Origin of the sequence: Burkholderia puraquae, from assembly GCF_002099195.1 — a bacterium.
Lineage (GTDB): Bacteria > Pseudomonadota > Gammaproteobacteria > Burkholderiales > Burkholderiaceae > Burkholderia > Burkholderia puraquae.
The window spans coordinates 281,462-301,888 of record NZ_NBYX01000001.1; the positions used below are offsets into that span (position 1 = coordinate 281,462).

Here is a 20,427-nt window from a genome sequence, read left to right on the forward strand (position 1 = left end):
CGCATCCGCCCGTCAGCTCAACTTCAACGGCGAGGCGTGCAATGGAATACGTGAAATTCGGATCGACAGGGCTGGAAGTGTCCAGGCTGGTGCTGGGGTGCATGACGTTCGGCGAACCGTCGCGCGGCACGCATCCGTGGACGCTGCCGGAAGCCGAGAGCCGCCCGATCATCCAGCGGGCGGTCGAAGCCGGCATCAACTTCTTCGATACCGCGAACATGTATTCGGACGGCACGTCGGAGGAGATCGTCGGCCGTGCGCTGCGCGATTTCGCGAAACGCGACGAGATCGTGATCGCGACCAAGGTGTTCTACCGGATGCGGCCCGGGCCGAACGGCGCCGGCCTGTCGCGCAAGGCGATCATGACCGACATCGACCAGAGCCTGAAGCGGCTCGGCACCGATTACGTCGACCTCTACCAGATCCACCGCTGGGACTACGGCACGCCGATCGAGGAGACGCTCGAGGCGCTGCACGACGTCGTGAAGGCCGGCAAGGCGCGCTATATCGGCGCGTCGTCGATGTTCGCGTGGCAGTTCGCGAAGGCGCTGCACATTTCAAAGCAGAACGGCTGGACCCGCTTCGTGAGCATGCAGAACCACCTGAACCTGCTGTATCGGGAAGAAGAGCGCGAAATGCTGCCGCTGTGCGCGGACGAGGGCATCGCGGTGATTCCGTGGAGCCCGCTCGCCCGCGGCCGCCTGACGCGCAGCTGGGACGAATCGTCGGAACGGCAGCAGAAGGACGATGTCGCCAAGCGGCTGTACGACGCGACGATCGACGCGGACAAGGCCGTCGTCGAGGCCGTGGCGGCGATCGCCGTCGCGCGCAACGTGCCGCGGGCGCAGGTCGCGCTGGCGTGGGTGGCACAAAAGCACGGCGTGACCGCGCCGATCGTCGGCATCTCGAAGCCGCAGCAGCTGGACGACGCACTCGGTGCGCTCGAACTGAAACTGACCGACGACGAGATCGCCACGCTCGAACGCCCGTACGTGCCGCACGCGGTTGCCGGGTTCAACTGAGCGGCGCCGCCGCGCGCCGCGTTCAGTGCGCGGCGGCGAGCATCGGGTAGGTGAACAGACCGAAGTGGACGACGTTGAGCCCCGCATGCGCGAGCGCGGACGCGAGCAGTCCGCCGCGCCGCCATGCGAGGCCGTAGCCGACGCCGGCCACGGTGCCGAGCACGATCCATTGCCAGCCGCCGGCCGCATGCGCGGCGCCGAACAACGCCGCGCCGATCGCAAGCGCGGCCCACGGCCCCCATGCGAACGCGCGGAGCGCGCGCGTCAGCCCGCCCTGCACGTAGCCGCGGAACAGCGCTTCCTCGGCGAGCGTCACGAGCAGCAGGTTGTTCACGAGCCACAGCCAGCCTGACGGTGGCCACTTGGGCGCCCAGCCGACCATCCCGAACGCGAGCGCGCCGGCCAGGCACGCGGCCGCCGTTGCGACGGCCGCCACCGCGCCGGTGCGCAGCGCGCGCGACAGCGGGATGTCGGGGGCGACCCACGGCAGCGCCCACACCAGCCACAGGCCGACGAGCGGCTTGTCCAGGTTCAGGTACATCGTGAACGGCACGGCATCCGGCGTGAAGCGCATCGGGCCGATCACGCGCGGATTGTAGAAGCCGGGAATCAGGTGCAGGCTGAGCGCGATCGCGAGTGCGGCAAAGACGACGTGTGCGGCGATGCGCACCGCGCGCGGGCGCTCGGGCATCACGCCCCAGGCGGCCGCGGCCAGCAACGCGAGCGGCGCCAGCGTGAGCGGCGCGAGCTTGCCGAACGCCAGCGCGCACGCATAGCCGAGCGCGGCGAGGCCGACGCTCAGGCCGTGCTGCGGGCGATGCCACGCGAACGCGGCGGCCGCGAACAGGGCGAGCCAGATCGTGGCGGACGGAAGGAGCGAAAGGGACATGACAGGAGCGGCATTGGTCGGACGAGACGCCGCGCATCATACAGCAGCCGCCCTGCCATGCCGGCCGGGCGGCGTCAGCGGCCGGCGGTTTCGGTGACGCCGTCGCGCCCCGGGATGTGGACGCTGTTGCGCTCGCGCATCCGCCGCCGGTACCAGAATGTCCAAAGCAGCAGACAGCCGAACACGGTGTAGCCCATGATCGGCGACACGACCAGCACGCGTTCGACCGGCCAGGTCACGACCATCCAGCAGCGCAGCAGCATTTCCAGGGTCATGAATGCGCCCCAGACGAAGGTCATCCGCCGAAGCATCTGCCGCAGCCCGGGCTGCGCGTCCCAGACTGCTTCGAAGTGCGCGGCGCCGCCATCCATCTCGCGGGCCACGGTGGCGCGGGCGAGATAGAAGATGAGCGGGCGTTCGCGGAACAGCGACAGCAGGAACACGACGCCGATCGTGCCCGACGCGAGCGATTCGCGCATCAGCAGCGTGCGCGGGCTGCCGCCGAGCGCCATCCCGAGGATCGACAGCGCGATGCCGAGCAGCACGATGGCCGCTACCGCGTCGACGCGGCGCGAGCGGATGAATTCGACGATCGACCAGATGATCGGCGGGATCGCGGATGCGTAAAGCGCGCCGGTTTCGCCGAAATACGGCTGGGCGGCCCGATAGGCAACCCAGGGCAGCACCAGGTTGACGAAGAGTTCGAGAATCAGTCCGGCTCGCGGTTTCACGGTGCGCAATTCCACGCAGGTTGGGGCGAACGCGCAAAGGGCGTGGCGGGCCCCGGTTGCCCCGAAAAGGGTTCGGTTCAGTATATCGAAGAATCGGGCGGGGCTGCGGTGCCGCGTCGGTGGCTTGCCGCCGGTGCCGCCGGTGCCGTCGTCAAGGCGTCGCCGCGGCCGGCAGCATGATCGTGATCGTGGTGCCCTGCAGCACGGCACTGTGTACATGGATGTGGCCGTCGTGCCGTTCGACGACTGCCTTGACGAACGCCATGCCGAGCCCGACGCCGCTGGTTTCCGGCTGGCCGGCGGTGCGGAAGCGCCGGTAGCGCTCGAACAGCCGCGTCTGGTCCGCGCTGCTGATCCCGCACCCGCTGTCGCGGATCGTGCAGCGCACGGTCTTGCCGTCGGCGCCCGGCTCGATCTTGCATTCCACGCTCGTCAGCGGCGCGCTGTACTTGATGGCGTTGTCCAGCAGGTTGATCAGCGCGCGCGACAGCAGCGCCGGGTCGCCCAGCACGATCGTGTCGTCGCGCCGCGGCACGTCGTCGATCGACATCGATTTCCGGTGCGCGAGCGGCCACACAGCGTCGCGTGCCTCGTTCATCAGGTCGCCGAGGTTGACCGGCACGCGTTCGTATTCGCTGGCCTCCGCACGCGAGAGCTGCGCGAAACCGTCGGCCATCGCCAGCGTGTGCCGCGCAAGCTTGCCGATTCTCGCGAACTGCTGCTTCATCTGCGCATCGCTCGCCCGCCGCGCCTGCGTGTCGATCAGGATGATCAGCGATGTCAGCGGGGCGCGCATGTCGTGCGAGAACAGCGTCAGCATGTCGTTGCGCTGGCGCTCGAGCATGTCGCGGCGGACGGTCGCGTTGCGCAACGTTTCCAGCGCATCATGAATCCGCCCGATCTCGGGCCCGATGCCGCGCGGCATCGCGACGTGCGACGTATCGCCGTCGCTGAGCGCGACGATCCGGCGGCCGAGCGCATCGAGCGGCTTCGACAGCAGCCGCTGCGTGCCGCGTGCGAGCGAGACCAGGATCGCGATGCACAGTGTCGTGGCGAACGCCGACACCCCGACCTTGATCCGGGCAGCGTTCCGGCCGCCGATCGCGCGGCGCCGGGCAAGGTCGATCACGCGGTCGCGCAGCCGTTCGCTCGACCGGAAATGCGGCACGATCGCGCGGGAAAAGTCGGCCGCGCTCATCGCATAGACGCCGTTCTTGCCGCTGGCGACGGTTGCGTCGACGAGCGGCAGGATGTGCGCGTCGAAGGCCGCGTTGAGCTGCGCATATTCGCGTGCCACGTCGGGATCGTCGAGCTGCGCGCCGATCGTGCCGTCGATCAGCGCGCGCAACTGCTCGATGCGGCCGCGCATCCGCATGATGTCCTCGAGCTGCGTGCGGTCGAGCACCTGCCGCGCGAACATCGGCGCGATGAGCAGCGAGCCCGTGCGGCCCGCGTATTCGCGGAGATCGCCGAGGAGTCGCGCGAGCAGGATCGCACCCGACGTGCGCGGGTCGCGCATCGCGGTGTCGGTCATCGCACCGTCGATCAGTCGCGACAGCGTGTCGACGATCCGGAACAGGCGCGCCTGCGCGTGCTGGATATCGTGAACGGTGCGTGACGTGAGCGGCTGCGCGTCGAGCGCATCCACTTCCGCACGCGCATCGGCGAGCGTGATCCGGACCGAGTCGAGTGCGTGCAGCAGGGTGCTGCGTTCGCGATCGTCGAGCACGGTCGCCTGCGCAATGCCGGCGCGAAAGCGTTCGAGCGCGTGGTCGGAACGCGCACGCGCGGCGAGCAGGTTGCGGGCCTCGGCGGCGCCGTCGTCCTGCAGGCGGGCCAGCAGGTCGTTCGTCGGGCCGCGTTCGGCCGAGATCACGTTGGCGGCGCTCATTGCGCCGCGGACGAATTCGAAGCTCTGCAGGTCGGCGTTCTCCTGCCGGTATTGCCGGAAACTCCCCCAGATGATCGTGCCGCACAGCAAGGCCAGCAGCGTCGCGACGAGTGCAAAGCCGATATGCGTCTTCTGCTGGATCGTCAGCGATCGAATGCTGTATGCGTGTTCCCGGCTAAACGAGAATGAACGATTCATGACACACCATGTTTGCAAGCTATCCCGGGTGGGCCCGTATTCTCGGCCTGTTGGCGCCGCGACGCCGTAAGGTTTTGTGGGGGCGGGGGCTGCCTTCAAGGGGGCGGCAACGATCCCGTCACGGCGGCCGGATCGTGCCTGGCACAGGATCACCTTGCGTCAGTGTCCTGTCGGCACCGGACGAATCGCGCTTGATCCGGAGAAACCCTGATCGCGTATCGAGCCCGTGGCGCGTTACGGCAGATGGTTTGGATTGCGAAGGTTTTTTGATCGTCGTGATTGCCGTGGTACGCGGCATCCAGTCCGCATTGGACGACGAGCAGCAACGAGGAGAGCGTTGGAGGGGAACGGCAGGCAGGCGCGCCGCCCATGCGTGGGCGACGCTTCAGGGCGACACGGCAGCAGGCGTGCCGCGGCGAGAATCGGTGCCGCGGCCGCGAGAGCGGTCAGGCGACGGCGGGCTGAACGATGATCTTCACGTTCCGGTCCTTGTGGTTGACCAGTTCCTCGAAGCCGTGCGAGACGATGTCGCCGAGCGCGATACGCCCGGTGATGAGCGGCTGCACGTCGATGCGGCCGTCGGCGATAAAGCGGATCACGTCCGCGAATTCGCCGTTGTACGCGAGCGAGCCGATCACTTCCTTCTCGGTCGACACGATGTCGAAGAAGTTGAACGGCGCCGGTTCCTCGAAGATGCCGACCATTACCGACTTGCCGGCCTTGCGGATCACGTCGATCGCGAGTTTCGCGGTGGCCGTGTGCCCGATGCACTCGAACGACACGTCGGCACCGTAGCCGCCGGTCAGCGCCTTGACTTCCGCGATCGCGTCGGACGTCTTCGGATCGATGACGACGCTCGCACCGACTTCGAGCGCCTTCTGCTTGCGCGCGGCCGACATTTCCAGCGCGATCACGCGCCCGGCGCCCGCGGCCTTCGCGCACATGATCGTGCACAGGCCGATCGTGCCGGCACCGACCACGACGACGGTCTGCCCGACGATGTTGCCGGCCTTCTTTACCGCATGCAGGCCGACCGCGAGCGGCTCGATCAGCGCGCCGGCCTCGGTCGGGAAGCCGTCGGGCAGCTTGTACAGCAACTCGGCCGGCACGTTCACGTACTCGGCGAACGCGCCGTTGTTCATCAGCCCGGTGAACGCCAGGTTTTCGCAGATGTTGTACAGCCCGTGCCTGCAATACCAGCAGGTGCCGCAATGCTGGCATGCGTCGGCCGTCACGCGGTCGCCGACCGCGAAGCCCGTCACGCCCGCGCCGAGTTCGGCGATTTCGCCGCTGAACTCGTGGCCGAGGATGCACTGGCCCTTCAGGCCCGTCAGCGGATGCGGCGCGTCGACCGGGATGAAGACGGGGCCCGCGACGTATTCGTGCAGGTCGGAGCCGCAGATCCCGCACCAGTGCACGCGGATCGTGACCCAGCCTGCCGGCGGGCGCTCCGGAACGGGAACCTGCTCGACGCGGATGTCGTGGCGGCCGTGCCAGACGGCAGCTTTCATGCTGGGGGTGGGGGGCGATGCCGGTGTAATCACGTTGCTGTCTCCATCGGGTTGTCGTCGGGCGCGAGGCGTGGCTGCCGGTGCGCCCGTCGCGCGATTGCGCGATCGACCGATATGCAGGAACGGGGCCAGCTCGAATGGCGCGAAGGACGATGATTCGACTCGGTGGAAATGACGCATCGCACAATCGTCATAGGCATTGACAGGGGGCGATGTTGCGGCGGCGCGGTGTGAAGTTTGCTGCGATAGCGGAGCCGCACGCCGGATGAGACGCTGGGACGTTCGTCTCAGCGCAATGAGACGAATCGCGAGACGCACGCTGCCACGCGGGCTCATTGCCGCGATCGATGGAACGGATCGTTGCGCACATTACCCCTTTACTTGAAGTGAACTTCAATTTGTATCATGTGCGCCAGTCCGATCGCGGACGCGTGACGCATCCCGTTGCACGCGGCCGCTTCAACGGAGGTGGAGATGACCGAATCGCCTGTCGCGGCCGACGCCGCCACGCTGCCGTCGCGCAGCTACCGGGCCGCCGTCGCGAACGTCGTGCTGGCGAGCATCGTGTCGGCGTTGCACGTCGGCAAGGCGACGATCGCGTTGCCGTCGCTCCAGCACGAGTTCGGCGGCTCGCTCGCTTCGCTGAGCGGGATCATGTCGGTGTTTCCGTTCGTCGGCGTGGTCGGCGGCATCGCGGCCGGCCTGCTGGTGCGGCGCTGGGGCGACCGGCTGCTGCTGATCGCGGGCCTCGTCATCCTCGGCCTGTCGAGTGTCGCCGGCGCATGGGCCGGCAGCTTCGCGCTGCTGCTGGCCACGCGCTTCGCCGAGGGGCTCGGCTTCGTGATCGTCGTGGTCGCCGCGCCGGCCGTACTGAATCGCGTGACGCCGCCCGAGCGGCGCAATGTCGCGTTCGGGCTGTGGAGCACGTTCATGCCGGCCGGCATGGCACTGTCGATGCTGGTCGGGCCGCTGCTCGGCGGCTGGCGCAACGGCTGGCTAGCGGCCGCGGCGCTGACGCTCGTCGCGGCGGCTGCGGTGCCTGTCACGACGTCCGCCGCTGCGCCATCGCGACAGGCCGTCGCGACGCGCATCGGGCCCGCGCTGCGCGACGTGTTCGCGTCACGGTCGACCACGCTGCTCGCGCTGGGTTTCGCGACCTACAACGTGCAGTTCTTCGCGGCGATGACGTTCCTGCCGGTGTTCCTGATGCAGCGCCTCGGCGTCGCGGTCGGTGCAGCGGGGGTGATCAGCGCGGCGATCGTCGCCGCGTGCGTGATCGGCAACCTGACGGCTGGCTGGCTGCTGTCGCGCGGCGCGCGGCCGGGGATCGTGATGGCTGCGACGTCGGTCGCGATCGGCGTGGCCGGCGCGGGGCTCTTCAGCGCAGCCACGCCTGCGCCGCTCGCGGTTGCGCTGGGTTTTGCGTTCTCGGCGATCGCGGGGATGCTGCCGGCGACGATCCTCGCATGCGCGCCGGGCTCCGCGCCGACGCCGTCGCTGGCGCCGCTCAGCATCGGCTGGGTCGTGCAGGGCAACTATCTCGGACAGGTGATCGGACCGCTGGCGATCGGCGCGATCGTCGGTGCATTCGGCTGGTCGGGCGGCATCGGGCTGATGCTCGCGACTGCCGTCACCGGCGCGGCGATCGGCCTGTCGCTGCTGCGCGAACCGATGGGCCGGCGCTGAGCGCGGCGCCGTTCAACCTGCACGGAAATCCGTCAAGCATGCTCGACACCATGGAAAGCCTGATTTGCGAAGAAGACGTGCCGTGCGATACGCCGGCATGGGTCGAACACGATGCGATGCCGCCACGTGGCGGCGTCGCGCATCCGCTCGTGACGCTCGGCCGAGCGGCGGTTCCCGGGCACGCCGCAGCGTCCGTCTCGCCGTTGCGTTCGCAACTGTTCGTCACGGTGCTGGAGGCCGACGACAATGCGTTGCTGATTCGCTGGGTCGAGAGCGGCCGTTGCCATTACGGCGAACAGCGCTGGCGCTTGCGGGTCGCGTTGCAGCCGGGCCGTTGTGCGATCTCGGGGCAGCCGATCGAACCGGGCGAGCCGGTGTTCCGGCCGGTGCGGCGGCCCGTGCCGGCCAATGGCGACGAGATGATCCGCCCGGCGTCGGTGCCGGGTGCAACCGGCGTGGCGTGTGGCGTCACGCCGGGGGATGACGACGCACGCGCGCCGGCTGCCGTGCCCGGGTGAACGCCGGCCGGCCGCGGCACCGCGTTACTTCTTCACGTCGTGCCGGTACTGGATGAACCCGGCATTGTTCGCGAGCTTGTCGTACAGCGCGCGCGCGGTCGTGTTGGTTTCGTGCGTGAGCCAGTACACGCGGCTCGCGCCCGCTTCGCGGGCATGTTCGTACACGGCCTCGATGAGCGCACCGCCTGCGCCTTGCCCGCGGGCGTCGGGCGCGGTGTACAGGTCCTGCAGGTAGCAGTACGGCCCTTCGGTCCAGCACGAGCGGTGGTAGATCGAATGCACGATCCCGACCAGCGTGCCCGATGCGTCGAATGCGCCGAGCACGAACATCGGCTCGGCGGGATCCATCAGGCGCGCCCACGTCGTCGCGAACACCGCGTCGCTCAGCGCGGTGTCGTAGAACCTCTGATAACCCTGCCACAGTGGGCGCCACGCGGCTTCGTCGGCGGCGACGAGCGGGCGCACCGTCACGCGCGTCGTGTCGTGCGCGCGGCTGGCCGCATCGCGCTCGCGCGCCTGCGCGTGGCGGATCGCGGTGAGCGACTGGCGCTGCTCGCCCTGCGCGTCGAAGTTCTCCGGGGCGAGCCACGCGTCGAACGCGGCGCGGACATCCGGCCATTCGCCGTCGATGATCGAGAACCACGCGGTGTCGCGATTGCGGCCACGGTAGATGATCGCCTGCCGGAACGTGCCTTCGTAGCGGAAGCCGAGCCGTGCGGCGGCCTTGCGCGACGGCATGTTCAGGTCGTCGCACTTCCATTCGTAGCGCCGGTAGCCGAGCGTGTCGAACGCGTACTTCATCAGCAGGAACTGCGCTTCGGTCGAGACGGGCGTGCGCTTGAGCAGCGGCGAGAACGTGACGGAGCCGACCTCGATCACGCCGTTGGCCGGATCGATGCGCATCAGCGCGAGCGTGCCGACCGCACGGCCCGTGGCGCGGTCGATCACCGTGTAGTGCAGCGGATCCGGGCTCGCCTGCGCGGTACGCGCGTAGTCGCGGTAGCTCGCTTCGTCGGCGTACGGGCCGTGCGCGAGATAGGTCCAGTCGCTGCCGTCCGGTGCCTGGGCGTAGGCGGCGTACAGGTCGGCCGCGTGGCGCTCTGCGTCGAGCGGTTCGAGCCGGCAGTAGCGGCCTTCTAGCACGATACGCGCCGGGCGCGGGCGCGCGGACCAGTCGGGAACGGGGTGGCCGATGGGTTGCTGGAAAGCGTTGGTGAGCGTGGACAAGGTCGATCTCGCTTCGGTTGGCGGCCGGCGACATGCCGGCATGCAGACGATCGTAGTCTTGGCGAGGTACCATGAGAAGCGCCAGAGATCGGCAAATTTGTGGTGCCACGGGTTACGGGGCGCGAACCACGAACCGCGAACCAGTGGCCGTCCACCCCGTTCCGACACTTTCACGTTGCGATGTTCCGATGACGACTGTCCTTCCTTCCGGCGACGCGCCGTTGCTGCCGCTCGACGCGCCGCTGGCGCGCACGCCGGGCGCGCCTTCGCTGCAGCGCCAGTTGCTGCGCCGCGTGCGCGATGCGATTCTCGGCGGCGCGATGCCGGCCGGCACGCGGCTGCCCGGCACGCGCGCGCTGGCCGAGATGCTCGGCGTGTCGCGCAACACGACGGCCGCCGTCTACGAGCAGCTCGTCGCTGAAGGCTTCCTGCTGTCCGACCGCCGCGGCACGCGGGTCGTCGGGTTGTCGCGGCCGGCGCCGCCGCACCGGCGTGCTGCGCCGCCGGCCGTCGCGCAGCGGCTCGGCCGGATTCGCCCGAGCCGTATCGGCAGCGGTGAATCGGAGGGCTTCCGGCCGGGCGTGCCCGCGCTGACGCATTTTCCGGTGGACGCGTGGCGCCACGCGATCGACCGCGCGCTGCGCCGCGCCGGCCGCGACCTGCTCGGCTATGGCGATCCGCTCGGCGAGCCCGCGCTGCGCGAATCGATTGCACGCCATCTGGCCGTGACGCGCGGCGTGCGCTGCGACCCCGAGCAGATCGTGATCACGGAAGGCGCACAGGGTGCGATCGCGCTGTGCGCGCAGTTGCTGACGAACCCGGGCGATACGGTGTGGGTCGAGGAGCCCGGCTATCGCGGCGCGCGCACCGCGATGCAGGCGGCCGACCTCGACGTCGTGCCGATGCCGGTCGACGCGGAAGGGCTGCGCGCGGAAGAAGACGACTGGCGCGAGCGGACGCCGCGCCTCGTCTATACGACGCCGTCGAACCAGTTCCCGACCGGGGCCGTGCTGTCGATCTCGCGCCGGCTCGCGCTGATCGATGCCGCGCGCCGGCATCGTGCGTGGATCATCGAGGACGACTACGACAGCGAATTCCGTCACACCGGCGAGCCGATCGGCGCGATGCACGGGCTCGCGCCCGATTCGCCCGTCGTCTATCTCGGTTCGTTCAGCAAGACGATGTTTCCGGCGCTGCGGATCGGTTTTCTCGTGCTGCCCGACGCGCTGCTGGCCGCGGTGCGGCCGGTGCTGCCGGAAATGCTGCGCGGCGGGGCACGCCACGTGCAGCTCGCACTGGCGGATTTCATCGAGACGGGCGAGTACGGCCGCCATCTCGGCCGCATGCGCCGGCTGTACCGCGACCGGCGGCGATTGCTGCTCGCCGCGCTCGACGGCAGCCTGAGCGTGCCGCATCAGATCGAGGGCGGGCCGTGCGGGCTGCATCTCGCACTGCGGCTGCCTGCGCGCTACCGCGATCGCGAAATCGTCGACGCGGCGCGTGCGCACGGCATCGGGCCGTTCCCGCTGTCGGGTTTTTCGATCGATGCGGCATCAGGCGGCAACGGGCTCGTGCTCGGTTTCGGCAATACGCCGGCCGACGCATTCGAGCCAATGTTGCGGATGCTGTCTGCAATCGCGGAGCGGGTGGGCGGGGATTGAGGTGAGACGCGCCATTCAATCGCGACAATATATTGCGTTAACCTTTTAAATATTAAATTTTTAAAAACAAGGTTGATATTCGCCGATTTTTGGTCTCGCTCCCCCGAGCTGAACGTGCTGCGGTCTTGATCGTCAAAAATGGTCAACGGTGCTTGCAAGTACTAATGGGATGAGCGACGATGAATTCATCGTAACAAACGGTTACTTCGCGCAGAATAATGATCGGCCGTTCGCGCCGCCCCGGTTTTGTATTCCGTGATCGATGGTTTCCATAATGGATCGACTCCAGAAGGCGATGGTCTGGAGAGCCTTGGCGAGCCGCGTTGGCAGTGTGCCCGGGGAAATAATAATACTGATCGCCGTGAGATCCGCGGCAGACAACCGAGACTGTGGTCATCACGGATGCCGTTCGAAAAACTATATCAATCTCGATGAGATCCGATTCGCACCGCTATTGCTTCCCGAATTTGCTGGAGGCGTTTTTTATCGTCGTCGTGCTGATCATGATCGAGTACCTGATGAATTCGATCATCTGGTCGATCAGCCGAAGCGCCGGGCTTCAACCGATGGCGATTGCCAGTATCGGCCGGGTGCTCGCGAACGGGCTCGTATTTACGGTGCTGCTTCACCACGGCAAATTGACCTACCGAAGCCTGCTGCATGACAGCGTCGATTCCTGGCGATCGACGCTCGGACGATTTTTCGTCCCCATCTTGCTGATGACGCCGGGATTGATCGTGGCGGTCAGCGTGATCGAAGTCGGCGTCGGGCAGTTTTTCCCTTGGGGCGGAAGCGGATATGACGCCCGCGAGGTTTACACGAACGGCGGGCTTGGCCTGATCGTGTTGACCTGCCTGATTGCGCCGCTACTTGAAGAAATGCTGTTTCGCGGCGTGATGCTGCGCAGCTTTTTGCAACAGTATCCGACGGGAACGGCCATCGCGCATTCGGCTGCCGTGTTCGGTCTTGCACATCTGAACGTGTATCAGTTCGTCCTGGCATTCGGACTCGGATTGTTGATCGGGAAACTATACGCGGCCACCCGGTCGCTGCTGCCGGGCATCCTGATCCACGCCTGCTACAACACCGCCGTGGTGATCGTCGCACTGAAAACGCCATTCGAATTTTCCAGGGAGAGCCTTTTGGCCATCTGGCCCGCATCGTGGTGGTTTGGCGCGCTCGCGGCAGGCGTGATTGGCGCGTGTCTTCTGGCCAAGTCGCTCGATGCGCTGAGATTGGCTCAAGCAAGCGCGCCAGGCAGCAGCGGCTTGCGTTGAGAATGTTGTGTCGGCAAGCGTTCCGGTGAATTCACTGGATGCTGGTGTTGCACGGTAGTTATCCAAAACGAGAAATCGAGGTAAGTCATGTGGGGAAAGCAGGTCTGGTTGGCAGGTGTGACAAGTACCGCGTTGCTGCTGACGGCATGCGGCGGTGGCGATGACGGCGCCGTCGATACGGGAAGCAACGCATCGAACAACAATACGGGAGGGACGCCGACTGCCACGTCGCCTGCGGTTCCGCCGGCGAATTCTTCCCCGCCACCGTCAGCCCAGGCGGCATGCCGGCCGAACGGCAACTTCAGCTATTCGGGTGCTGCGTCTCCGGTCACGGCGAATAACGGCCAGTTGGCGGTGCTCGTGGTGCCGAATCTGCCGGGCGAATACGCGAAAAACCGCAACATGACGGCGGCCAGTGTGCCTGCCGCGAGCCTGGTGCAACAGGGAAGCGGCGCGTTCACGACGCTGGCATCGTCGTCTGCGGCGACCGATTGCCTTGGGCTCGACCATGGCGCCGTCACCGATATCCAGGGCGTCGGCACCGATGTTGCGATCGGCCGCTGGAATCGAGCGATGGATACCGACGGCAATACCTATACCGATACGCAAGGCGTTCACTATGCGGTCGGTACGCCGCTGTCGTTGCCTGCCACGGGTGGCCCGCTTGCATGTACCCAGGTGATTGCCGACACGGTGGCGAGCAACGACGGCAGCACGGCCGGTACCCTTGTTGCGAGTTCGGCCACGCTGGATCCGGGCACGCGCCTGCTCACCACGCTGAACCTGACGATCAAGCTGGCGGCTGATCAATACGGGCTGACGTACACGCAGGTGCCATTGAACGGTGTACTGAAGACCACCGGGCCCGCGTCGATTCAGTCGATCGTCGTCGGACACGACGCAACGCAGCCGCTGGTGGCTGTGGGTTACTCGGCTGCGTTGCCGAGCACGCAAGGAGTTGGTGGGGTGGTGATCCTCTCGTGCCACTGAGCCGGGCCGGCGCAGGCGTGCGTGCCGCCTGTCAGTGATGCGTGACAGGCGGACGGTCCGTAGCAGGCCGCAACGATGACGCTCGCGACTGCCGGCAATGATCCGGCGCTTGCGCTCGTGTCGATGTGTGGTGGATGTGCGGATTGACGAACCGCGCACTTTGTTCGAAACGAATGCCGTCGCGGCTCCGCGCTTGCCGCGCCGTCCGGCATTCGGGTTTCGATTCGTAGGTTCGAACAGGCCGAGTGGACTATAAATGGATGCGTGTACCGGTGCTTGTCGGGTGCCTGCGCGTCTCGCGCATGTCGGCGCCGCGACTCCCGGGGGAGGTGCACCGTGGTTCGCCAGACGCTTGCTCGCGCCGTGCTTCGCACCGCGTTGATCGGGGGCGTGTTTGCCGGCTGTTTGTTGCCCCGGCCGGCCGTCCTTGCCGGAACCTTCTCGCCGCCCGTCACGCCACACACCTTGAAGCAACGGCCGGCTGCTGCGCCTTACGCGATGCCGGTCGATTTTCCGGCGATCGTCGACCGCTACGGCCCGGCGGTCGTGACCGTCATGACCGTCGCACCCGACCAGCAGGCCGGAGGCCCTTCCTTCACGATCCTCGATCCCGACGATCCGCTCGCCGCGTTCTTCCGGCGCGACGCACCGCCGCCCGCGCAGGGCCCGCAGGCGCAAGCTCAGGCACCGGCACCGGCACCGGCACCGGCACCCGACACGGCGCCGCGTGCGGTATCGGGCAGCGGCTCGGGTTTCATCGTCAGCGCCGACGGCCTGATTCTGACCTCGGCGCACGTGGTCGACGATGCGACCGACGTGACGGTGCGGCTCACCGATCGCCGCGAATTCAAGGCGACCGTGCTGGCCGTCGATCCGCAAAGCGACGTTGCCGTGCTGCGCGTCAACGCGACGAAACTGCCGTTCGTGCGCGTCGGCGATTCGTCGAAGGTACGCGCGGGCGAGCCGGTGATGACGATCGGCGCGCCGGACGGATCGGGCAACACGGTCACGGCCGGCATCGTCAGCGCGACGTCGCATCGGCTGCCGGACGGCAGCGCGTTCCCGTTCTTCGAAACCGACATCGCGCCGAACCCCGACAACTCGGGCGGCCCCGTATTCAATCGCGCGGGCGACGTGATCGGCATCGCGGTGCAGGTCTATACGGGCGCCGATCGCTACGCAAGCATGACGTTCGCAATCCCGATCGCGTTTGCCGCAAAGGTGCGTGCGCAACTGCAGAAGCAGATGCAGGCGCAGGCGCAGCAGTCCCAGGCGCCGGGCGAGTCGTCGTCCGGCAATGCGATCGGCGTCGACGTGCAGGATGTCGGGATCGGGCTGGCCGCGGCGTTCGGGCTGCCGCGTCCGGCGGGTGCGCTCGTCAACGGCGTCGCGCCCGGCTCGCCGGCCGCTGCAGCCGGCGTGAAGCCCGGCGACGTGATCGTGAAGCTGGGCGACAAGACGATCGGCCGCTCGGCCGAGCTGAACGACCTCGCCGCCGCATTGGCGCCCGGCCAGAAGGCGCCGCTGCGGCTGATCCGCAACCGCGCGCCGGTGATGCTGACGATCATGGGCGCCGACGAGGCCGCCGGCAACGCGGGCCCGGCCGTCGGCGTGGCCGCACCGAAGGCGGCTGCGCGAGCGGGGCCGGGGCCGGGGCCGGGGGCCGGCGCGGCCGACGGCGGCGACCGTCTCGGGCTGACGATGCATGCGCTGAGCGACGACGAGCGCCGTTCGACGGGGCTCGCCGTCGGGATGATGGTGGACGCGGTGCACGGCCCGGCAGCCAAGGCGGGCATCCAGCCGGGCGATGTCGTGCTGGAGCTCAACGACACGCTGCTCGAGACGCCCGACGACGTCCAGTCGCTCGAAGCGAACGGCGGCAGCGTGATCGCGGTGCTGATCCAGCGCAACAACGCGCGCAAGTTCGTGTCGGTGCGTGCGCGTTAGGACGTTGACGCGGCCGGTATCGTCCGCCTACCATCGTGCGGTATCGGGCGCAGTAGCCAGCCAGGCATTCAGGAGCCATCCGGCATGAAAGCAGCCATCTTCATCGTAGTCGTCCACAGGCGCAGGGTCCGGTAGCGGCACCGCGCCGGCACCCATGCGCCCCCGACTCGTTCGGGGGCTTTTTTTTGCATTGCGCACGGCCGCGCGGCACGTGTGCGGAGGGCATCCGCTTGCAATCGAACCCGCCGATCGCTTCCGAACGGGCGTCGCCGAGATACGCGACGCTGATCCTGCTGTGCGCGTGCTCGGTGCTGCCGCTGAGCCTGTTCCTGCCGTCGCTGCCGGCCATCGCGCGCGACCTGCGCGCCGACTATGCGCTCGTCGCGCTGTCGCTCGGCGGTTACGCGGCGGTGGCCGCGTCGCTCGAATTCGTGATGGGGCCGCTGTCGGACCGGTTCGGGCGGCGCCCGGTGGTGCTGGCGAGCGTCGGCGTGTTCGCGCTCGGCTCGCTCGGCTGCGCGATGGCGACCGACATTCGGGCGTTTCTGGCATGCAGGCTGATGCAGGCGGCGATCACGTCGGTCTATCCCGTGTCGATGGCGACGATCCGGGACACCGGCGGCGGTGCGCGCGCGGCGAGCCGGATCGGCTATGCGGCGATGGCGGCCGCGTTCGCGCCGATGCTCGGCCCGACGCTCGGCGGTGTGCTCGACCAGACGGCGGGCTGGCGCGCGAGCTTCTGGCTGCTCGGCGCGGCCGGCGTCGCGCTGTTCGTCTGGTGTGCGTTCGATCTCGTCGAAACCCATGTGAACCGGTCGTCGAGCCTCGGGCAGCAGCTTCGCGCTTATCCGGCGCTGCTCCGTGCGCGCCGTTTCTGGGCCTATGCGCTCTGCATGGCGTTTTCGACCGGCTCGTTCTACGCGTTCCTGGCCGGCGCGCCGCTCGCCGCGCAAACGGTGTTCGGCATCGCGCCCGCGGAGATCGGCTTCTACATGGGCACCATCACGGCCGGTTTCGTGTGCGGCAGCTTCCTGGCCGCGCGTTACGCGCGCCGCTACGCGCTGGCCACGACGATCCTGTGCGGGCGCGTCGTCGCGTGCGCGGGGCCGTTGACCGGCCTCGCGCTGATGGTTGGTGGCGCGACGCACGCGATCGCGTGGTTCGGGCCGTGCGTGCTGGTCGGCATCGGCAACGGGCTGACCAATCCCGGTGCGCATGCCGGCGCGGTGTCGGTACGCCCGGAACTGGCGGGCAGCGCGTCGGGGCTGGCCGGCGCGATGACGATCGCCGGCGGCGCGGCGCTTTCGTCGCTGACGGGCGCGGTGCTGACACCCGGTAACGCGGGCTATGCGCCGCTTGCGATGATGCTGCTGTCGGCCGCGATCGCGCTGGCGGCGGCTGTCGGCGTGCGGGTGTTCGATGCGCGGGACGTCGGGCGGTGAACGCAGGCGCACGGCGTCGCCGTGCGGAGCCGGGGGCGGGTACAGGCACGCTACCGTGCTGCGGGCGATTGGCGGACAATCGGTCGAATACCGGGGGGACGACGAACGCTCCGCGCGCCGCGTACTTTCCGACGCGCGCCGGGCGACTGGACGAGGATGGGATGAGCGACTTTTCTGATTTCCAGCGGGACATTGCCGACGCCGCGCGAGCGACATTCAGGGCACTGCGGGCGCTGCACCCGGACGAGCATTTCTACGCGTTTGCGCTGTATACCGACAGCGGCGCGATGACGGTGGTGCCGGCGGCCAATTCGGTCGAGGGGCTGCGCCGGATCCGCGAGCAACAGGCCGTCCCGGACGACGACCCGTGGTATGTGTGGGGCTTTTCCGAATGGGCATACGCGGCGGCCGAAGCGTCGCCGTTCAATGCGATCTGCGGCAAGCTCGCCGATGACTTGCTGAGCCCGCAGTTTGTCCGGTCGAGATTCTCGGAATTTTCGCGGCAACTGCACACCGAGATGATCGGGGCGTTGCGCCTGCTCGACCGTGAAGGCCTGTTCGGCACGGGCGACGAAAGGGCGGCGATCACGCTGTTCGTGTCGATCAGCGACGACGACGCTGCCGAGGCGCTGGAAAACGAATCGGCGAAAGTGCTGAATCCGCCGGCCGTCGCCGACGCGTTCCTGCGCCGCTACGACTGACCGGCATCGGGATATCGCACGGCGGCCCCGGGCGGGCGGCCGCCATGCGCGCTGCGTGCTTCGTGATGGCTTACGGCTTCGCGCCCACGACGAACTCGAACGTCGCGACGCCGTCGACGCCACCGGTGACGCGGTCGCCAGGCTGCAGCGCGCCGACACCGGCCGGCGTGCCGGTGAAGATCAGGTCGCCGGCCTTCAGTTCGACCGAGCGCGATACATATGCGATGACATCGGGCACGGCCCAGATCATGTCGGCCAGGTCGCCTTGCTGGCGCGTTTCGCCGTTGACCGCGAGCCAGATGCGGCCCGTTGCCGGGTGGCCGGTGGCCGACGCCGCGCGCAGTGCGGTCACGGGGCCCGATGCGTCGAAGCCCTTCGCCCAGTCCCACGGACGGCTCAGCTTCTTCGCTTCGGCCTGCAGGTCGCGGCGCGTCAGGTCGACGCCGACGCCGTAGCCCCACACGTGCGACAGCGCGTCGGCCGGGTCGATCGACCGGCCGTCCTTGCCGATCGCGACGACCAGTTCGATTTCGTGATGGAGGTCGTTCGTCAGCGGCGGATAGGGGACGGTACCGCTGGCCGGGACGATCGCGTCGGCCGGCTTCGTGAAGAAGAACGGCGGTTCGCGGTCGGGATCGGCGCCCATTTCGCGCGCGTGGTCGGCATAGTTGCGGCCGACGCAGAAGACGCGGCGCACCGGAAAGCGCGCGGACGACTGTTCGACTTCGACGGAAGGACGCTCGGCAGCGTCGATGACATAAGCAGACATCGGATGGCCTCGTTCGGTGGGAAGACGGATGCCGCGCCCATGCGGTGCATGGGCCGGCATGCGTGCAACGATACCCGACGCCCGCGCGGCCGGATGCGACGCAACTGCGTTTTACCGGGACAAAACTACGCGTCGGCCGCCGCCGGTGCGTCGTCGCCGTCCGGCAGCGCGGCATTCGCGTCGCGGTACGCCTTCGGCGACACGCCGACCCGCGCGCGGAAGCGCCGCGCGAAATACCCTTCGTCGCGGAAGCCGACCGAGCGCGCGATGTCCGCGATGCGCCGGCTCGTGTGGGCCAGCAGCGACTGCGCGAGCGCGATCCGGCGCTCGGTCACGAGATCGGTGAAGGTGCTGCCGGTTTCCTTTCGGATCAGGTGCGCGAGATAGTTCGGCGACAGGAACGCGGCCTCGGCGGTTGCGGCGAGCGTCAGGTCCTCGCGGGTCAGGTTGGCGCGCACATGCCGCATCACGCGCGCGAGTGCGTCGCGCCGGCCCGCGCGCTGGGCGCCGCGCTGCGCGAGCTTGTCGAGCGCACCGGCGTACTGCGTGCAGACGAGCCCGATCAGTTGCAGCAGGTAGCCGCGCAGCAGCGTGGTCGAGCCGAACGTGCGCACGCGATCGGTGTCGAGCATGCACAGCGCGAGGCGGCGCGCTTCGTCGTAGGTGTCGCCGGTCAGGATGAAGTCGAGGTGTTCCTGGAAGCGGAACGGCGTCAGCTCGGGAAAGCGGTGCGCGGGCACGTCCTCGAGATCGAGCGGGTCGACGTCGAGATCGGCGCGCAGGAACGCCTGGCTGAAGTTGATCACGATGAAGTGCGCGCCTTCCGGATGCGGGATCAGGTGCTCGCGGTGCGGCAGCACGAACGCGAGCGCGCCGCGCGGAAACGGCCGCGTGACGCCGCCGATCCGCTGCTCGGTGTCGCCGCCGAGATTGAACTGGATCTGGAAATACGCGTGCCGGTGCGGCTCGGTGATCGCCTGGCGCGACGCCTGGTCGCGGATGTAGAAGTCGAGCCGGTCGCTGCGTTCGGGCATCCCGTACAGGCGCGGCGGGGCGGTGGAGGGCATGAAGGATTCTGCTGTTCGTGACGCGGTTGAGCCGCGATGGTACAGCGAACCGGGCGCGACCGCGATCGATGCGGCCGTGCTGCTTTGCCCGGTGTCGCTCGCGGCGTGCCGCGCGGCGATCATTCGTCCGGGTGGAAGCCGAGATAACGGGCGTGCGAGCTGCCGCCGCCTGCGCGCTGGCTTGCCGCGCCGACCGAAGCGAGTGTCTCCACCGTCGACGTGCGGTTCGACACCAGCGTCCAGGCGGTGGCGTCGTCGGCGCCGGCCGGCGCCGACGCGCGCAGCTCCGTCAGCGCGGCGAGCAGCGCAGCGGCCGGCGGCGCATGGATCGCGAACCCCTCGTTGGCCACGGCCGCCGTATCGATCCCCAGCACCGTGCACAGCCGCGCCCGCAGCGGCGTCTCGGCTTCGCTCGCCGCACGCGAGCGCGCGATGTTCTCGCGGGTAGCCGCATCGACGATCGTGCCGCCGCGGACGAACGGTGCCTGCTGCCACGCATCGGGCGTGCATTGCTTGCCGCCCGGCACCAGCGGCACGAACGGATTCACTTCGGCCGGATAGATCCGGCACACGAGCGGGCGCTCGTCGTAGATCGCGCACCGCAGGTCGTCGCGCAGGTTCGGGCACGGCCCGGCATGGGTTGCGGTGAGCATGACCGTGATGCGGACGGGTAGCGTGCCGCTGAGCGCGGCGGTCGAGCGCGCGCGCTTGTACGCGGCGAACGCGTTGTCGGGCTCGGGCTCGACGAGCCACGGCATCGCGTCGCACAGCAGCTCCACATGGCCGCCGCGCTGCAGCCACGCCGTGGCCTCGTCGATCGTCAGCGGAATGCGCAGGTCGCGGCAGCATCCGCCGCAGCCGTTGCAGGCAAAGTCAAGGTCGGTGGGGGTGTCGTTCATG

The 20,427-nt window shown here is 68.4% G+C and carries 17 protein-coding genes; 9 read left to right on the forward strand and 8 right to left on the reverse strand.

Going from position 1 to position 20,427, the window contains the following annotated elements; genetic code table 11:
• The first annotated feature begins 41 nt into the window (after window positions 1-41).
• Entirely contained in the window at window positions 42-1,022 is a 981-nt protein-coding gene (locus B7G54_RS01260) for an aldo/keto reductase (protein WP_085037395.1), read from the forward strand.
• A 22-nt stretch (window positions 1,023-1,044) separates the two neighbouring features.
• On the opposite strand, the gene B7G54_RS01265 is transcribed toward B7G54_RS01260, so the two are convergent.
• The 4 genes from B7G54_RS01265 to B7G54_RS01280 form a co-directional block, all read right to left on the reverse strand.
• On the reverse strand, window positions 1,045-1,911 hold the full coding sequence (locus tag B7G54_RS01265; RefSeq protein ID WP_085037396.1) for a CPBP family intramembrane glutamic endopeptidase: 867 nt from the start codon (window positions 1,909-1,911) through the stop codon (window positions 1,045-1,047).
• 74 nt (window positions 1,912-1,985) lie between these two features.
• A complete protein-coding gene (locus B7G54_RS01270; RefSeq protein WP_085037922.1) occupies window positions 1,986-2,642 on the reverse strand; it encodes a VC0807 family protein in 657 nt (218 codons plus the stop codon).
• A 151-nt stretch (window positions 2,643-2,793) separates the two neighbouring features.
• Entirely contained in the window at window positions 2,794-4,731 is a 1,938-nt protein-coding gene (locus B7G54_RS01275) for a sensor histidine kinase (protein WP_085037397.1), read from the reverse strand.
• 446 nt (window positions 4,732-5,177) lie between these two features.
• Window positions 5,178-6,242: a 2,3-butanediol dehydrogenase gene (locus B7G54_RS01280; RefSeq protein ID WP_085037398.1), complete on the reverse strand. Its 1,065-nt coding sequence runs from the start codon at window positions 6,240-6,242 to the stop codon at window positions 5,178-5,180.
• 474 nt (window positions 6,243-6,716) lie between these two features.
• Here B7G54_RS01280 and B7G54_RS01290 point away from each other — a divergent pair, with 474 nt between their 5' ends.
• Window positions 6,717-7,928, forward strand: a complete 1,212-nt coding sequence (locus tag B7G54_RS01290) for an MFS transporter (protein ID WP_085037400.1) — start codon at window positions 6,717-6,719, stop codon at window positions 7,926-7,928.
• 38 nt (window positions 7,929-7,966) lie between these two features.
• The gene (locus B7G54_RS01295) at window positions 7,967-8,446 is read left to right on the forward strand and encodes a DUF3331 domain-containing protein (protein WP_085037401.1); all 480 of its coding nucleotides are present in this window, start codon (window positions 7,967-7,969) and stop codon (window positions 8,444-8,446) included.
• A 24-nt stretch (window positions 8,447-8,470) separates the two neighbouring features.
• On the opposite strand, the gene B7G54_RS01300 is transcribed toward B7G54_RS01295, so the two are convergent.
• Window positions 8,471-9,673 carry a GNAT family N-acetyltransferase gene (locus tag B7G54_RS01300; protein ID WP_085037402.1) on the reverse strand — a complete coding sequence of 401 codons (1,203 nt, stop codon included), beginning with the start codon at window positions 9,671-9,673 and terminating at the stop codon, window positions 8,471-8,473.
• Window positions 9,674-9,861: 188 nt separating this feature from the next.
• Here B7G54_RS01300 and pdxR point away from each other — a divergent pair, with 188 nt between their 5' ends.
• From pdxR to B7G54_RS01330, 6 genes are all read left to right on the forward strand, one after another.
• Entirely contained in the window at window positions 9,862-11,334 is a 1,473-nt protein-coding gene (gene pdxR / locus B7G54_RS01305; RefSeq protein ID WP_085037403.1) for a MocR-like pyridoxine biosynthesis transcription factor PdxR, read from the forward strand.
• Between the two features lie 431 nt (window positions 11,335-11,765).
• Window positions 11,766-12,611, forward strand: coding sequence for a CPBP family intramembrane glutamic endopeptidase (locus tag B7G54_RS01310; protein ID WP_085037404.1), 846 nt, complete (start codon window positions 11,766-11,768; stop codon window positions 12,609-12,611).
• 87 nt (window positions 12,612-12,698) lie between these two features.
• Window positions 12,699-13,601: a hypothetical protein gene (locus tag B7G54_RS01315; RefSeq protein ID WP_085037405.1), complete on the forward strand. Its 903-nt coding sequence runs from the start codon at window positions 12,699-12,701 to the stop codon at window positions 13,599-13,601.
• 336 nt (window positions 13,602-13,937) lie between these two features.
• A complete protein-coding gene (locus B7G54_RS01320; RefSeq protein WP_085037406.1) occupies window positions 13,938-15,548 on the forward strand; it encodes a trypsin-like peptidase domain-containing protein in 1,611 nt (536 codons plus the stop codon).
• 230 nt (window positions 15,549-15,778) lie between these two features.
• Window positions 15,779-16,990, forward strand: coding sequence for an MFS transporter (locus B7G54_RS01325; RefSeq protein WP_085037407.1), 1,212 nt, complete (start codon window positions 15,779-15,781; stop codon window positions 16,988-16,990).
• Entirely contained in the window at window positions 16,987-17,691 is a 705-nt protein-coding gene (locus tag B7G54_RS01330) for a DUF4303 domain-containing protein (RefSeq protein ID WP_244289236.1), read from the forward strand. The genes B7G54_RS01325 and B7G54_RS01330 overlap by 4 nt, the downstream gene beginning before the upstream one ends.
• A gap of 70 nt (window positions 17,692-17,761) precedes the next feature.
• Here the strand turns inward: B7G54_RS01330 and B7G54_RS01335 are convergent, their stop codons facing one another.
• The 3 genes from B7G54_RS01335 to B7G54_RS01345 all read right to left on the reverse strand — a co-directional run bounded on the left by B7G54_RS01335 (window position 17,762) and on the right by B7G54_RS01345 (window position 20,426).
• On the reverse strand, window positions 17,762-18,460 hold the full coding sequence (locus B7G54_RS01335; protein ID WP_085037409.1) for a fumarylacetoacetate hydrolase family protein: 699 nt from the start codon (window positions 18,458-18,460) through the stop codon (window positions 17,762-17,764).
• 125 nt (window positions 18,461-18,585) lie between these two features.
• The gene (locus B7G54_RS01340) at window positions 18,586-19,527 is read right to left on the reverse strand and encodes a helix-turn-helix transcriptional regulator (RefSeq protein WP_085037923.1); all 942 of its coding nucleotides are present in this window, start codon (window positions 19,525-19,527) and stop codon (window positions 18,586-18,588) included.
• A gap of 119 nt (window positions 19,528-19,646) precedes the next feature.
• Window positions 19,647-20,426, reverse strand: a complete 780-nt coding sequence (locus B7G54_RS01345; protein ID WP_085037410.1) for a YkgJ family cysteine cluster protein — start codon at window positions 20,424-20,426, stop codon at window positions 19,647-19,649.
• Window position 20,427: the final 1 nt, after the last annotated feature.

What these genes read in the sequence shown, in the direction of transcription:
- B7G54_RS01260 (WP_085037395.1), top strand. Translation starts at nt 42, where the DNA reads ATGGAATACGTGAAATTCGGATCGACAGGGCTGGAAGTGTCCAGGCTG.
- B7G54_RS01265 (WP_085037396.1), bottom strand. Translation starts at nt 1,911, where the DNA reads ATGTCCCTTTCGCTCCTTCCGTCCGCCACGATCTGGCTCGCCCTGTTC.
- B7G54_RS01275 (WP_085037397.1), bottom strand. Translation starts at nt 4,731, where the DNA reads ATGAATCGTTCATTCTCGTTTAGCCGGGAACACGCATACAGCATTCGA.
- B7G54_RS01280 (WP_085037398.1), bottom strand. Translation starts at nt 6,242, where the DNA reads ATGAAAGCTGCCGTCTGGCACGGCCGCCACGACATCCGCGTCGAGCAG.
- B7G54_RS01290 (WP_085037400.1), top strand. Translation starts at nt 6,717, where the DNA reads ATGACCGAATCGCCTGTCGCGGCCGACGCCGCCACGCTGCCGTCGCGC.
- B7G54_RS01295 (WP_085037401.1), top strand. Translation starts at nt 7,967, where the DNA reads ATGCTCGACACCATGGAAAGCCTGATTTGCGAAGAAGACGTGCCGTGC.
- pdxR (WP_085037403.1), top strand. Translation starts at nt 9,862, where the DNA reads ATGACGACTGTCCTTCCTTCCGGCGACGCGCCGTTGCTGCCGCTCGAC.
- B7G54_RS01310 (WP_085037404.1), top strand. Translation starts at nt 11,766, where the DNA reads ATGAGATCCGATTCGCACCGCTATTGCTTCCCGAATTTGCTGGAGGCG.
- B7G54_RS01315 (WP_085037405.1), top strand. Translation starts at nt 12,699, where the DNA reads ATGTGGGGAAAGCAGGTCTGGTTGGCAGGTGTGACAAGTACCGCGTTG.
- B7G54_RS01335 (WP_085037409.1), bottom strand. Translation starts at nt 18,460, where the DNA reads ATGTCTGCTTATGTCATCGACGCTGCCGAGCGTCCTTCCGTCGAAGTC.
- B7G54_RS01340 (WP_085037923.1), bottom strand. Translation starts at nt 19,527, where the DNA reads ATGCCCTCCACCGCCCCGCCGCGCCTGTACGGGATGCCCGAACGCAGC.
- B7G54_RS01345 (WP_085037410.1), bottom strand. Translation starts at nt 20,426, where the DNA reads ATGAACGACACCCCCACCGACCTTGACTTTGCCTGCAACGGCTGCGGC.